Source organism: Acidimicrobiales bacterium, from assembly GCA_033344915.1.
GTDB lineage: Bacteria > Actinomycetota > Acidimicrobiia > Acidimicrobiales > Aldehydirespiratoraceae > JAJRXC01.
This window is the reverse complement of record JAWPML010000001.1, coordinates 2,344,865-2,358,675: the sequence shown is the minus strand read 5'-3', so window position 1 is coordinate 2,358,675 and position 13,811 is coordinate 2,344,865. Positions and strand designations below refer to the sequence as shown.

Below are 13,811 nucleotides of genomic sequence, written 5' to 3'. Positions count from 1 at the left end.
TCAGTTCGCGCCGGGCCGGGGGGTGGCGTCGACGATCGCGTCGACCACCTCGTCGGTGGTGGTGCCGTCGGCGATGGCCTCGTAGCCCGTGACGAGTCGGTGGCGCAGCACCGGGCGGGCCATCGACGCGATGTCGTCGGCCGCCACGTTCGGGCGACCGTCGAGCAGCGCCGCCGCCTTCGCCGTGAGGATGAGCGCCTGCGCACCACGCGGTGACGCGCCGAAGCGCACCGCCCGCTGCACGATGTCGGGACCGCCCCGGCCGGGGTGGGTCGCGGCGACGAGATCGACGGCGTAGCGGATCAGGTGGGCGGCGACCGGGACCTCGCGGGTGAGCCGGATCATCTCGCGCAGGTGAGCGGCATCGGCCACGGCGTCGAGGGTCGGCCGGGCCGTGCCGGTGGTGCGGGCCACGATCTCGGTGAGATCCTCCGCGGGCGGGAACATGACGAGCGCCTTCATCAGGAAGCGGTCGAGCTGGGCCTCGGGCAGCGGGTAGGTGCCCTCGTTCTCGATCGGGTTCTGCGTCGCCATCACGAAGAACGGCCGGGGGAGTGGGCGGGTGGCACCGGCCACGGTGACGGCCCTTTCCTGCATCGCCTCCAACATGGCGGACTGGGTCTTCGGCGTCGCCCGGTTGATCTCGTCCGCGAGCACCAGATTGTGAAAGATCGGGCCGGGCCGGAACTCGAAGGTCCGTCGCCCGTCGTCGCCCTCCTCGAGCACCTGGGTGCCGACGACGTCGGCCGGCATGAGGTCCGGCGTGAACTGGATACGGCCGAGGTCGACCGTGATGGCCTCGCCCAGCGTCTTCAGCAGCTCGGTTTTGCCGAGGCCCGGCACGCCCTCGAGGAGGACGTGGCCCTCACAGAGCAGGGCCACCAGCACCGTGTCGACGAGGTCCCGCTGGCCGACGATCACCTTGGCGATCTGCTGGCGGATGGCCTCGCCGGTGGCGGCGTAGTCCTCCGGGGTGAGCGTGGTCGTCTCCGTCATGGTCCTCCGTTGGTGGTCGCCGCGAGGGCTTCGAAGTAGGCCGCGATCTGGTCGCGCAACGAGGGCGGGATCGGGCTGCCGTCGAGACTCTCGATCGCCTGGTCGCGGAAGTCGGTGATCACGTCGCTCAAGGGCACGGTGATCGAGCCGTCGCTCGACTCGGTGTCGCCCTGACCGATCGTCTCGCTCGGGCCGTCGCCCGTCCCGTCGACGTTGATCGTCTCACCGGGGGTGCCCTCCGGGCCGACGAGGACCGTCGCGCCGTCGAGCGGAGCGACGTCCGCATTGCCGACACCGGCGATGTTGCCCTGGCCGCCTTGGCCCGAGCCCGTCTGGGCCTGGCTTCCGCCGACGTTGCCCGACGGGTTGCCGGCGCCTTGACCCTGTCCCTGGCCCTGACCGGATCCCTCGCCCTGGCCTTCGCCCTGGCCGGATCCCTCGCCCTGACCTTCGCCTTCGCCTTGGCCCTGGCCCTGGCCCTCACCCTCGCCCTCACCCTCGCCCTGGCCTTCGCCCTCTCCGGAGCCCTCGCCCTGCCCGGACGGCTCGCCGGATCCTTCGGCGGCCCGGGCCAGCCCGTCGCGGGCGGTGGCCGCGGCGTTCGCCGCCTCGCCCAGTTGGGCCTGGGCCGCGATCGCGTCACTCGACGCCTCCTGGGCGGCTGCAGCGTCGGCCAGGGCGTCCGCGGCCGCTTCGGTGTCGCCCTCGGCGAGCGCCTCGGCGGCCCGCTGCAGCGCCTCTGCGGCTTCCGGGTTGCCGACCTCCTGTGCTTCGGCCAGCTGCTCGAGACGGTCCGCGAGCTCCTCACGGGCGGCCGCGTCGAGACCGTCGAGCTCCTCGGCGAGTGCTTCGAGCTGCTCGGCGGCGTCACCGTTCTCGGCGCTCGAGATCGGATCGGCCGCCAGACTGCGTTCCAGGCCGCGGTTCGCGGCCCGCTGGGCGAGCAGGTCGTCGCTGATCTCGTTCTCCAACTCGCGCTGTGCCTCCGCCAGGAGCTCGTCGGCCCGCTCGAGATCATCGGTCCCGCGCAGCTCGGCGATGAGTTCCTCCAGCCGCTCGGCCGCCTCGCTGTCCTCGGGCCGTTCGGCCTCCAGCGCTTCGGCGATCTCCTCGAGTTCGGCGATCTGATCGGCGATCAGCTCCTGGGCGCGATCGCGCGCCGCCCGGGCGGCGTCCTGCGGGTTCGTGATGAACAGCAGCGAGATGGCGAGCCCGCCGATGACCGCGGCGACGATCCACCGGCGGGTCCGTCGGGGCCAGTGCACCGCTTCGGTTGCCCGGTGCGCGGTGGCCGCCTGGTCGGCGCGCGTGCGGATGGCGTCGACGAACGGTCCATCGCTGCCGTCGAACTCCAACGCGGTGCTGAACACGTCCTTCGTGCCCAGCGCGTGATCGGCCACCAGCGCGGCTCGGCGCAGGCTGATCCGCCGAACCACCGCGGCGACGCCGATCACGACGATCGCGACCACCACGATCGCGAGCGCCACCGGTTCGGGCCAGGTGATCGGCCACTGGCGGGCGGCGAAGAGCAGGAGGAGGGCGACGACGGCGAGAATCGGCGCCACGAAGCTCAACCAGTCGACGGCCCACACCACGCGCAGACGCCGGATCACCCGGTGCAGAAGGTCTTCCACTCGAGAACTCATCGAACGCTCCTCATCGGTCTCGCGCGCCCGGAGCACGGACGCGCCGGGTGGCCACACCCAGTACGACGACGGAAACGACCAAAAGGGTCCCGGCCGACCACGGCCAGAACTCGCCGCGCACGGTTCGGCCCGACGCGTCCTCCGATTCGGTCAGGGAGGCGAGGGCGTCGAACGGGCCGGAATCGCCACTGCTGTCGGCCGCGAGGAAGTCGGCCACGGTGGCCAGCGGGGCGGCGACGAGCAGGGCGGCGGGAGGGTCGACGGGGTCGTCGCCCTGGCGGTCGTCGATGATCGCGACCGCGCTGTAGGCGGCGAGGCTCCCCAGGGTCATGAGCACCACCATCGCGTACGCCGCCACGGTCGCCACCTGCACCCGGGTCGAGAACGCCGAGCAGAGGATCGACACCGCGCCGAGCACCAGGGCGGTGAACACCACCGCCACGGCGGCCCGCAGCAGGTCGCCGAGGTCGACGCCACCGACGAGATACCCGATCGCGAGGATCGGCGCGGCGGCGACGGCGAGCAGCAGGACGTAGGCGAGCGACGAGACGAGCTTGCCGAGCACGATCGACCGGGGCCGCACGAGGGTGAGCTGCAGCGGGGCGAGCGTGCGGCGTTCGCGTTCGCCGGCGATGGCCGCGCCGGCGACGGCCGGCACCACGAAGTGGATGAGCAACAGGACGAGGAACAGCGTCCAGTCGAAGAGGGTCCGGCCGACCTGGGCGCCCTCGACCGCGGTGACGGCGTCGAACGCGTCGGTGCTCGACGAGCGCTCGGCCTCGTACGCCACGATCGCGACAGCCGTGACGACGGCGAGGAATCCGAAGAGCACGAGCGTCGCCGGCCAGTTGCGCATCCGTGACCCGAGCTCGCGGGACACGATCGGATTCGAGAGCGGCCTCATTCCGCCACCTCGCGCTCGAACAGCGCGGCCAGGCCGCGGTGGCTCCGCCGGAACTCCAGCAGGGGTCGGGTCTCGTCGGCGACGAGCCGGCGCAGCAGTGCTTCCTGTTCCTCGTCGTCGAGAACGGTGAAGCTCTCGCGGGTGCCGTCCACGAAGCGGACCTCGATCGTTCGGGCCGGGTCGGGGTCGGTCCGCAGCTCGTCCGGCGCTCCGATCGCGACGACGCGGCCCGCCGCCATGACGGCCACCTCGGTGCAGATCGGTTCGAGCTCGGAGAGGATGTGGGTGCTGATCACGATGGTCTTGCCGAGATCGCGCAGCTGGCGCAGCAACTCCAGCAGGTCGGCCCGGGCGACCGGGTCGAGGCCGCTGGCCGGTTCGTCGAGCAGCAGGAGGTCGGGATCGTGCACGAGCACCCGGCCGATCCCGAGGCGTTGCGCCTGCCCCCGTGAGAGGCCGGCCACCGGGTGGTCACGCAGGGGACCGAGTTCGACGAGCTCGAGCAGGTTGTCGATCAGGGCCGGTCGCTCCTTGCGGCCGATCTCGTGGGCATCGGCGAAGAACCGCAGGTATTCGTCGACCGTCATGTCGTCGTAGAAGCCCATCTGGTCCGGCATGAATCCGACCCGGCGACGCACCTCGCGGGGGTCGGCGGCCGCGTCGATGCCGAGCACCTCGATGGAACCCTCGGTCGGACGGGTGAGCGTCGCCGCCATGGCGAGCGTGGTGCTCTTGCCCGCCCCGTTCGGGCCGATGAGCCCGAGCAGCGCCCCGGCGGCGACGTCGAGTTCGAGGCCGGCGACCGCGAGAGTCGACCCATAGCGTTTGACGACGCCGCTCATGGTGAGTGCGTTCATCCGTCCACCGCCTCGTCCTCGTCCACGGGTCCGATCGCGAGCGTCTTGCCGTTGGCGAACTCGAAGACCTGGCGGCGGTCGATCTCCATGGTGACGTGGATCAGGCCGTCGATCACCACGTCCTCCACCCGGAAGTTGCGGGTGCTCTCGCGGCCGGTGGTCGAGATCGACTGCCACCGGGTGCCGTTCCACACCTCCAGTTCGAGGGCGAAGCGGGGAATGGTGACCGCAACCCGTTCCGTGCCGTCGGGCAGGTCGACGACGCCCTGATAGGTGGCGCTCAATCCGCTGCCGATCCCGGCGGGGCCGCGGACCATCTCGAGGCGAGTGGCCATGTTGGAGCCGGGCGCGGCGTCGATCGTGTGGTGCGAGACGACGACCGTCCGACCGGAGCCGATCGTGGTCCCGTCGGCCGTGGTGACCGGGGCCGGCATCGAATCGGACCAGCCGACGGCGGCGACGGCGCCGATCGGGGCCGTGTTCACGCCCCCTCGTTCGTCGTAGAGCGCTTCCCACGCGTCGATCGCGGCGAGGCGGCTGCTGCCCCACAAGAGGGCAGCGGCGTCGGCCCGCAGCTCGAATCCGTCGACGCCGGAGAGGGAGAACGTCCGTTCCTCGCCCGGGCCGAGTGATCCGAACGACTGTCCGTAGGCCGAGGTGAGCACGCTCACGTCGTGCAGGGTCGTGTCCGTCTCGTTCACCACGCGTCCCTCGACGCGCCCGGCGCCATCGGAGGTCGCTTCGACGACGAGACCGGGGGCCTCGACGGGCCCGATGGCGGCGATCCGGCCGTAGTCACCGGCGTCGAGGTCGAGCCGGGCCGTCGAACCCTCGTCGCCCCCCTCGATCAGCGCGTCCCGGGTGGTCTCGCCGACGTCGGTCATCACGCTCGTCCACCCGCGGGGCAGCCGGATCCCGGACTCCTCGCTGTCGACGAGCACGTGGGTGGTGGCGACATCCGTGCCCTCGCCGGTCACGAGCACCGTGAGATGCGCCGCGCTGGTGTTGTCCCGCAGATCGGCGCCGAGGACGATGACGCCCACGGTGGCGATCGCCGCGACTGCGGGCACGGTGACCCATATCAGGTCGGTCCGGCCCCGGCGACGGAGCACCAGATAGCCGATGGGGCCGACGACGAGCGCGTAGACCGTCAACAGGATCAGGATGCCGACGATCGAGGGCAGCGAGAAGCCCGCGTCTTCGCTGAGGATCGCGTCGAGACCCGCGGCCTCGTCCTCGCCCGCCCGGAGATCGAACCCGCCGGCCTCGCTGGCGTCGTCGATCGGTGTCGGCAACAGCACGGTGTCCCAGGCGCCGACCTTGGCCTCGCCCGCGGAGAGCCGCACGAGGCCGCGTCCGGCCGTGCGAGCCTCGCCGGTTGCGGGTTGCCACGCCTCGGGGATGCGGGGCACGGGCCCGCTCACCTCGTCCACGACGAGTTGCCCGCCCGCCGTGACCCACGCGGACAACGCCTCGAACTCCCGGCCGGCCAACGCGTCGAGGTCCGCGGCGGAGGCCACGATGCTGTCGAACACGGAGAGGGCGGCGAGACCGGCTCCGAGCGTCTCGGTGTCGAGCCCGACGAGCACGGCGGATCCGCTGGGGACGGCCAGCTCGGCGGTGGCCGGAAGCGAGTCGGCGGCGCTCACGAGACCCATGACGCCGACGATCTCGACCTGCGGGTCCACGGCCGCGACGACCTCGTGCGAGACGATCACCTCGCCCTCGATCGACAGTTCGACGACGAGATCGTCGAAGGCGCCCATCGCCAGCGGGGCGACGAGCACGAACCGTTTCGTCGAACTGCCCGGCACCTCGATCGTGCGCTCGGCGGTGACGGTGCGATCGCCCTCGGTGGCGACGAGCCGAAGCTCGCCGGTGATCAGGCGCTGGGCGGCGATCTCCACCGCCACGGGAAGCGGCTGACCCGCCCGGGCGAGGCCCCGGACGCCACCGTGGATCTCGATCGCGAAGCCGTGCTCGGCCGCCACCTCGGGCTGGGTGATCTCGGCCTCGGGATCGCCGGGCTCCTCCGGGTCGGGCTCGCCGGGATCGGGCTCGTCCGGTCCGGTGCCGGGGTAGGCGGGTACGTCGATCGGTTCGGGGACCGTGATGGGATCGTCGATCGGACCGGGGTCGAAGTCGCCGGGCCCGACCGTCGTGGTGGTCTCGGTGACCGGCGCGGCCCGGTCGGCCCCCGCCGGGGTCGGGAGCAGGATGAACGTCGCGGCCACGAGGGCGAGCGCGAGCGCGGCGAAGACGGCGCCCCGCCCGGTTCTTCCGACGTCCGCCTCACCCCTCGCACGCACCGTGCGAGCATGACACACGAACCACGCCGCGCCCCCGCGGCCCGTCCCTGCTCCGGGCATGCGACACTGGCGGGATGACGCGGGGGATCCGGCGAGTCCGAACGATGGCGATCGTGACCGCGGCTGCGCTCGCGGTCGCGGCCTGCGCCGTCGACAGTGACGGTGTCTTGCGCCCGGGGGCGAGCGATGTCGTCGACCCGATCGCGGAGGGCGTCGAAGCCACGCCGGGCGCCTGCGCCGAGCTGCTTCGCGCCGTCCAGGACTCTGCGCTGGCCGTGGTCGGGCCCAACGGTCTTCCCGACGACGACCCGTTCAACCAGTTCAACGACTTCCGGGGCGGTCTCGTGATCATCGACCGCGCCGCGTTCGGTTGGGACGACGGATCCGGCGAGGCGTCCACGCTTCCCCAGGGCACGGCCGACGCCGTCGTGCTCGGCGATCGAGTCGTGGTCGTACGTGACGGCTGGCTCCACGTCCTCGCCCCCGACGCCGACGCGCCGGTCCACAGTTCGTGGCTCGGCTCGGTAGCGGTCGGCGAGGATCCCCTCCTCGTCGCGGAGGACGACGGCCTCCTGGTCATCCACGAGACCTCGGCCAGCATCGGCGAACAGGTCGGGCGAGCCGTGCGCATCGCCCGCGTGACCATCGGCGACGACGGTCAGGCTGTCGTGGAGGAGTCCGTCGAGGTTCTCGGTTACCTCGCCGGCGCCGACCTCGAGGGCGACGTGCTCCAGTTGGCGGTGCGCCGCGAGGCTCCCGCGCTCGATCTCGTCCAGGCGACCACCGCCGGCGCCGAGGAGATCGCGCTCGAGGTGAATCGAGCAGCGATCGCGTCGACGACGATCGACGACTGGGTCCCGCTGCTGCGCCACCAGGCCGGCGACGACGAGGCGGTCGACACGCTCGTCGGCGGCTGTGACGTCGTCACGCCGCCCGGATCGGAGACCGCGCTCGGCACCACCGCGCTGCTCCAACACGAGTACGGGGCGTCGCTCGCCGACGTGAGCGGTCAACTCGTGCTCGGCGAAGGTGTCGTCGCCTTCGAGGGGGACCATGCGTGGCTCCTGTCGTCGCGCACGTCGCTCGTGGACTTCGGCGGCGAGGGCGGCGCCGGCGGCTTCGGCACGGAGCGGGTCGTCACGGTCAGGCTCGCTGCGGGCGAGGACGGCTACGAGGCCGAGGCGGCCGGCATCGTCGCGGGGCGGCTCCAGACGCCGGGCGGCGTCGCGGTCGGCGAGGACGGCATCCTGCTCTTCACGTCCGAGGACCAGTGGGGCAACCAGATGGAGGTCACCAGCCTCGGTGGCACCAACCAGCTGACCCATCTCGACGCACGCAGCCTCAACCTGGACTGGTGGGGCGTCTTCAGCACGTCGACGCTGGACGAGGACACGGTCGTGCTCAGCCGTCAGGGCGGTACCGCCATCATCGACGTCTCCGTGCCGGGGGACATCCAGGTCGAGACCATCGAGACCCGCTGGAACCAGGGCTTCCGAGAGGCGGCACCCCAGCTCTTCCCCTACGGCGACGACTCCTTCGTCGCGAGCAGTGGCGGTCAGATCGTGTCGGACTGGGGTTCGGTCGAGATCTTCTTCGAGCAGATCGTGGCCAACGAATTCGGCGGGCAACCGCGGCTCGAGGACTGGTTCGGTCAGCCGGGGAGCGTGAGCCTCGACGTGCGCGAGGGTGGCACCGAGCAGCAGGACATGGTGGCCGAGTGGTCCGGCGATGCGTTCGGTCTGTGGGTCGTGTCCGCCGACCCCGACGAAGGGACGGTCGTGGTCGGCGTCGCCGGCCTACGCGACCCGGACGAACCGCCGATCCTCGGCGGTGAGCTCTTCACGGGTGCGGTCACCTTCGACGTCGTGGGCGATGCGCTCGTCGAGCGGGAGCGCATCAGCTTCGTGCCCACCCAACCGGACGACATCGGCGCGTCGGATTGTGAACGGGCGACCGTCGACCAGTTCTTCCTCGACGTGGCCGGACTCTGGAACAGCCAGCTCTTCACCTGTGATCCGGGGGTGGGTGCCGGTGTCGTCGGGTACTCGTGCTGGGGCGCGGAGTTCGGCGAGATCGACCCCGAGATGCTCCGGTGGAACTGGGGCATCGAGGACACCTCCGAGATCGAGGCCGAGCTCGCCGACCTGCGGGCCGTCACCGAAGCGGGCGGCACTGTGATCGCCTGTCGGGCCAAGGCTCCGATCACCGTCGACGTGCCGCTGCGCGAGCTCCCGACGGACAACGGCGATCTCTGGGTGACCACGACCACCGGGGTGGCCCGTCTCGTGAGCGGGGTCGACGAGATTTCGGTCCACTCGCTGGAGCCGCCCTACGGTGCCTGACCGTATGCAGACCCGAATCACCGACATGCTCGGCATCGAGATCCCCATCGTGCAGGCGCCGATGGGGTGGATCGCCCGCTCACCGCTCGCCTCCGCCGTCTCCCGGGCCGGCGGGTTGGGGATCATCGAGACGTCGTCGGGGGAGCTCGACGTCATCAAGGGCGAGATCGCGGCGATGCGCGAGCTGACCGACAAGCCGTGGGGCGTGAACGTCGCCCAGATGTTCGTCCGCGACATCGAGGGGCTGCTCACGTTCCTCTTCGAGAACGAGGTGGGGTTCGTCACCACCTCGGCCGGGGATCCGGCCGTGCTCGTGCCCCGCCTGAAGGACGCGGGCGTCACGGTCTTCCACGTCGTCCCCTCGATCCGGGGCGCCGAGAAGGCCGCGGCCGCGGGCGTCGACGGCATCGTCGTCGAAGGCATCGAGGGCGGCGGCTTCAAGAACGCCAAGGGCGCGTCCAGCCTGGTCCTCGTGCCGGAGATCGCCGACCGCTTCCCCGAGCTGCCGATCGTCGCGGCCGGTGGCTTCGTCGACGGACGGTCGATGGCCGCCGCGTTCGCTCTCGGGGCGGATGCGGTGCAGATGGGCACCCGGATGGTGGCGTCGGTCGAATCGCCGATCCACGACAACTGGAAGCAGTCGATCGTCGACGGCAAGGAGACCGACACGGTGCTCGTGCGGGGGCAGGGCGGACCGGCCATGCGCACCTTGCGCACGGAGCGCACCAGCCGGTCCGAGGAGGAGGGTGTTCCGGTGTCGCTCGACCCCGCGGCGATGATGGGCACCTATTTCGGCGGCGACATGGAATCCGGCGTCGCCATGAGCGGCCAGGTCCAGGGTCGGATCCGCTCGATCGAGCCCGTCGCCGACATCCTGCAGACGGCCTGGCGTGACTGTCAGGCGATCATGGCGACCATGGGGGAGCGGGCCGGCCGCTGATCCGCGAGGATCGAGCGCGCGACCGCGTCGGCACAGCAGACTTGGCGAATGGTCGGTGTCGGCGATCGCGCCGCGCGCGTCGGACGCGCGCTGACGGGGGGTGACCCGCGCGCGTACCGCGACAGCCTCGTCGCGCTGATCATCGCCGGGATCACGAGCCTTGTCGCGGGGGTGACCCTCGCCCTCACCACCGACACGCTCGAGGAACTCCCCGGTCTGCTCCTGCTCGTGCCGGCCGCGTTGGCGGTGAAGGGCAACGTGTTCGGTGCGCTCGGCAGCCGCCTCGGCACCAGCATCCACGCCGGCACCTTCCGGCTCAGTGCGAGGCTCGACACGATCGTGGGGGCGAACGTCGCCGCGGCGCTGCTGCTCAGCCTCGTCATCGCGGTGGTCATCGCCCTGCTCGCGAAGGGCGTGGCGATCGCGTTCTCCATCTCGCCCACCATGTCCGTGGCGGACTTCATCGTCGTCTCGACGCTCGGCGGCCTCCTGGCGTCCGTCGTCATCCTCGTCGTCACCCTGCTGCTGGCCGCCGGATCGGTTCGTTTCGGGTGGGACCTCGACAATGTCGTCTCCCCGCTCGTCACGGCATCGAGCGATGTCGCGACATTGCCGGCGCTGGTCCTCGCCGCCGAGCTCGCGAGCGTCGACGGGGTCACCCCGGTGCTCGCATGGATCGCCGTCGTGATCGCGGGCATCTCGCTGCTGTGGGCGCTGCTCACCCGCATCGCGCTGCTCCGCACGATTGTTCGGGAGTCGATGCCGATCCTGGTCGTGGCCGGTCTCCTCGACCTGATCGCCGGCATCACGATCGAGAAGCGGCTCGACGACTTCCTCGAGTTCCCGGTCCTCCTCGTGCTCCTGCCCGGCTTCCTGGGCACTGCCGGGGCCCTCGGTGGGGTGCTGTCCAGCCGGCTCGCCACGAAGCTGCATCTCGGCCTGATCGAGCCGGGCCCGATCCCTCGCGGCTCGGCCGGCGGCGAGGTGGCCATGATCTTCGCGCTGTCGGTGCCGGTCTTCGTGGTGGCGGGCCTGATCGCGGAGCTCGGTGGCCTGCTCGCCGACCAGGCCAGTCCCGGGGTCGTCGATCTCGTGCTCATCGCGGTCACCGGCGGACTGCTGGCGACCTCGTGCGTGGTCGTCGTCGCGTACTACGCGACCGTCGTCGCGGTCCGCTTCGGGCTCGACCCGGACACCTACGGCATCCCCATGGTCACTTCGACGCTCGATTTCGTCGGTGCCTTCGCCCTCATCCTGGCCATCGTGGCCTTTGGAGTTGCATAGCCCATGACCGAGTCAGAGAATTCCGAACCGAGGCACTGATGGACGACCGACCACGAAATCTGCGCGAGATGCTCGCCGAGGCGAAGGACCTCTCCGAACTGATGGTCGATCTCGCCTACGCATCGTTGTTCTTCAGCGACCCCGACATGGCCGAGGAGGTGGGCGAACTCGAGGAGACGATGAGCGACCTCGTCCAGGACATGCGCGGCGTCTGCATCATGGCCGTTCGTCGCCCCGCCGAGGCCGAGGGCATGTCGTCCGTGCTCCAGGTGATCAGCGCGATCGAGCGCATCGCCAACGACGCTGTGGACATCGCCCGGATCGTCACCCACAAGCTCGGCATTCCCGCCGAGCTCCTCGCCGATCTCAGTGAGGCCGAGGAGGTGAGCCACCGGGTGCTGGTCTCCGACGGTTCGCACATGGCCCATCGGGAGCTCGCCGCCCACGAGCTGCCGGTCCAGACCGGCATGCGGGTGATGGCGATCCGCCGGGAGCGCAACTGGATCACCGATGTCGGCGGCGACACGGTCCTCGTGCCCGGCGACGTGCTCTTCCTTCGGGGATCGCCCGATGGCATCACCCGGCTGCGCGAACTCGCCGCCGCACCGCCGTGGACGCCGCCCCCGACACCCGAGGATCCGTTCACGACAGATCTCGATCGCGCCGTCGACGTCCTCGTCGAGATGAAGAACCTGTCGGAGGTTGCGGTGGGTCTGGCCTACTCGGCCCTCGTCCTCGCGGACCTCGGTCTCGCGGCCGAGGTCCGTCACCTCGAGGATCGCCTCGACGAGATGAAGGACCGGCTCGAACTGTGGGTCCTGCGGGCCGCGTCCGACAAGGTCGATCCGTCGCCGCTGCGGGGCCTGCTCCACCTGTCGCAGGCCGCCGAGGACATCGGCGACCAGGCCCAGCAGATGGTGGCGCCGATCGAGCAGCGCGAGGACGTCCACCCGATCCTCGGACTCGCCCTCGGCGACAGTGACGACGTCGTCCTGCGCCTGCCCGTGGGCGACGGGAGCGAAGCCGACCAGACGCTTCTCTCGGACCTGCAGCTGAACATCGAGCCCGGATTCACCGTGCTGGCGATCCGCCGTGGTGGTCAGTATCTCTACCGGCCGCGGGGCCGCGTCCGGCTCCTCGCCGGCGACGAGCTGATCGCCAGCGGGCCCGACGAGGGCCGCGAGTTGCTCGCCCGGCGCTGCGGCTGGCTTCTCGTCGATCCGGATGGAGACGGCGAGATGGAGCTGGAGCCCGCCCCGCGCGGATAGCTTCGATCCGATGGACGCCCCGCTCTGCCTGCTGTCGATCCACGCGCACCCCGACGACGAGGCGTCGAAGGGGGCGAGCACGGTCGCGAAGTACCACGCCGAAGGCGTGCACACGGTGCTGGTGTGCTGCACCGGCGGCGAGGAGGGCGACATCCTCAACCCGGCGATGGACCGCGACGAGGTGCGGGCCAACCTCGGCCAGGTGCGGCTCGAGGAGCTCGCCGCCGCCGCCGAGGTGATCGGCTACGAAACCGTCCACATGCTCGGCTACCGCGACTCGGGCATGGCCGAGTCCGACGCCAACGCCCACCCCGAGTGCTTCGCCATGGCGCCGCTCGACGAGGCGGTCGACCGCCTCGTCGCCACGATCCGCGCCGAGCGCCCTCAGGTCGTCATCACCTACCCGGACGACCAGGGCACGTACCAGCACCCCGATCATCTCCGGGTCCACGACATCACCCACCCGGCGGTGGACGCGGCGGCGGACCCGGACCACCGCCCCGACCTCGGCCAACCGTGGCAGGTGACGAAGGTGTACTACTCGAGCTGGTCGCGGGCCCGGCTCGAAGCCCGCCACCAGGCGTTCCTGGATCTCGGCCTCGAGTCGCCCTACGACGATCGCTGGTTCTCGCGTCCGGACCAGGACGATTCCATCACCACCAAGGTGCCCGTCGAGGGCTTCACCGACGCCCGCCGCGACGGTCTCCTCGCCCACGCCACCCAGATCGACCCGGAATCCACGTTCTGGTTCGGGCTGCCGGCCGACGTGGAACGCACCCTGTACACGGTCGACGACTATCGGCTCGCGTTCGGCCCCGGCCCGGCGGACGGCGAGATCGAGACCGACCTGTTCGCCGGTATCCGCAGTGAGGCTGCCGCGCCGTGAACATCTTCGACGACGACTGGCTCGCCGCCGCGACCGACGCGCTCGGCGCGCTCCCGGAGCAGGCCGGTGCCTCCGCGGTGATCGACTATGTGATCGCCGGCGCCCCCGACGGCAAGACCACGATCGGCGTCACCCTCACCGAGGGCCGGGTCACGGCGATGCAGATCGGCAAGTCCGCCGACCCCGACCTCGTGATCTCGCTCAAGTACGACGTGGCGCTCGCTCTGCTCACCGGCGAGATGACCGGCGACGCCGGTTACATGAACGGCGCCATCAAGGTCGAGGGCGCCCACGAGCGATGGATGCTCGAACTGCGCCCGGTGCGCAACGCCGTCGCCGAGGCGCTCGCCCCGGTGATGGCCGTCACCGAGACCTGAGC

At 71.0% G+C, this 13,811-nt stretch carries 11 protein-coding genes; 6 read left to right on the top strand and 5 right to left on the bottom strand.

Translation table 11 applies throughout. From position 1 onward, the window contains the following. From R8F63_11510 to R8F63_11490, 5 genes are read right to left on the bottom strand one after another with little or no spacing between them, the layout of a single operon-like run. Positions 1 to 996, bottom strand: a complete 996-nt coding sequence (locus tag R8F63_11510) for a MoxR family ATPase (GenBank protein MDW3219228.1) — start codon at positions 994 to 996, stop codon at positions 1 to 3. Further along, complete coding sequence (locus tag R8F63_11505) at positions 993 to 2,642, bottom strand: hypothetical protein (GenBank protein MDW3219227.1); 1,650 nt, start codon at positions 2,640 to 2,642, stop codon at positions 993 to 995. The genes R8F63_11510 and R8F63_11505 overlap by 4 nt, the downstream gene beginning before the upstream one ends. A 10-nt stretch (positions 2,643 to 2,652) precedes the next feature. Continuing rightward, positions 2,653 to 3,546, bottom strand: a complete 894-nt coding sequence (locus tag R8F63_11500; GenBank protein MDW3219226.1) for an ABC transporter permease — start codon at positions 3,544 to 3,546, stop codon at positions 2,653 to 2,655. Beyond that, positions 3,543 to 4,403 (bottom strand): ABC transporter ATP-binding protein, encoded by an 861-nt coding sequence (locus R8F63_11495; GenBank protein ID MDW3219225.1) that lies wholly within the window; start codon positions 4,401 to 4,403, stop codon positions 3,543 to 3,545. The genes R8F63_11500 and R8F63_11495 overlap by 4 nt, the downstream gene beginning before the upstream one ends. Then, positions 4,400 to 6,712 carry a hypothetical protein gene (locus tag R8F63_11490; GenBank protein MDW3219224.1) on the bottom strand — a complete coding sequence of 771 codons (2,313 nt, stop codon included), beginning with the start codon at positions 6,710 to 6,712 and terminating at the stop codon, positions 4,400 to 4,402. Before R8F63_11490 ends, R8F63_11495 begins: the two co-directional genes overlap by 4 nt. A gap of 104 nt (positions 6,713 to 6,816) precedes the next feature. On the opposite strand from R8F63_11490, the gene R8F63_11485 reads away from it, so the two are divergent. The 6 genes from R8F63_11485 to R8F63_11460 are packed head-to-tail and all read left to right on the top strand — an operon-like array spanning position 6,817 to position 13,809. Continuing rightward, positions 6,817 to 9,054, top strand: a complete 2,238-nt coding sequence (locus tag R8F63_11485; GenBank protein ID MDW3219223.1) for a hypothetical protein — start codon at positions 6,817 to 6,819, stop codon at positions 9,052 to 9,054. Between the two features lie 4 nt (positions 9,055 to 9,058). Beyond that, complete coding sequence (locus R8F63_11480) at positions 9,059 to 9,994, top strand: nitronate monooxygenase (protein ID MDW3219222.1); 936 nt, start codon at positions 9,059 to 9,061, stop codon at positions 9,992 to 9,994. 48 nt (positions 9,995 to 10,042) lie between these two features. After that, the gene (locus R8F63_11475) at positions 10,043 to 11,278 is read left to right on the top strand and encodes a magnesium transporter (GenBank protein ID MDW3219221.1); all 1,236 of its coding nucleotides are present in this window, start codon (positions 10,043 to 10,045) and stop codon (positions 11,276 to 11,278) included. A gap of 38 nt (positions 11,279 to 11,316) precedes the next feature. Next, positions 11,317 to 12,546, top strand: coding sequence for a TrkA C-terminal domain-containing protein (locus tag R8F63_11470; GenBank protein ID MDW3219220.1), 1,230 nt, complete (start codon positions 11,317 to 11,319; stop codon positions 12,544 to 12,546). Positions 12,547 to 12,556: 10 nt separating this feature from the next. Then, positions 12,557 to 13,432 (top strand): mycothiol conjugate amidase Mca, encoded by an 876-nt coding sequence (gene mca, locus R8F63_11465; GenBank protein MDW3219219.1) that lies wholly within the window; start codon positions 12,557 to 12,559, stop codon positions 13,430 to 13,432. Continuing rightward, positions 13,429 to 13,809: an SCP2 sterol-binding domain-containing protein gene (locus tag R8F63_11460; protein ID MDW3219218.1), complete on the top strand. Its 381-nt coding sequence runs from the start codon at positions 13,429 to 13,431 to the stop codon at positions 13,807 to 13,809. Before mca ends, R8F63_11460 begins: the two co-directional genes overlap by 4 nt. The last annotated feature ends 2 nt before the right edge of the window (positions 13,810 to 13,811 follow it).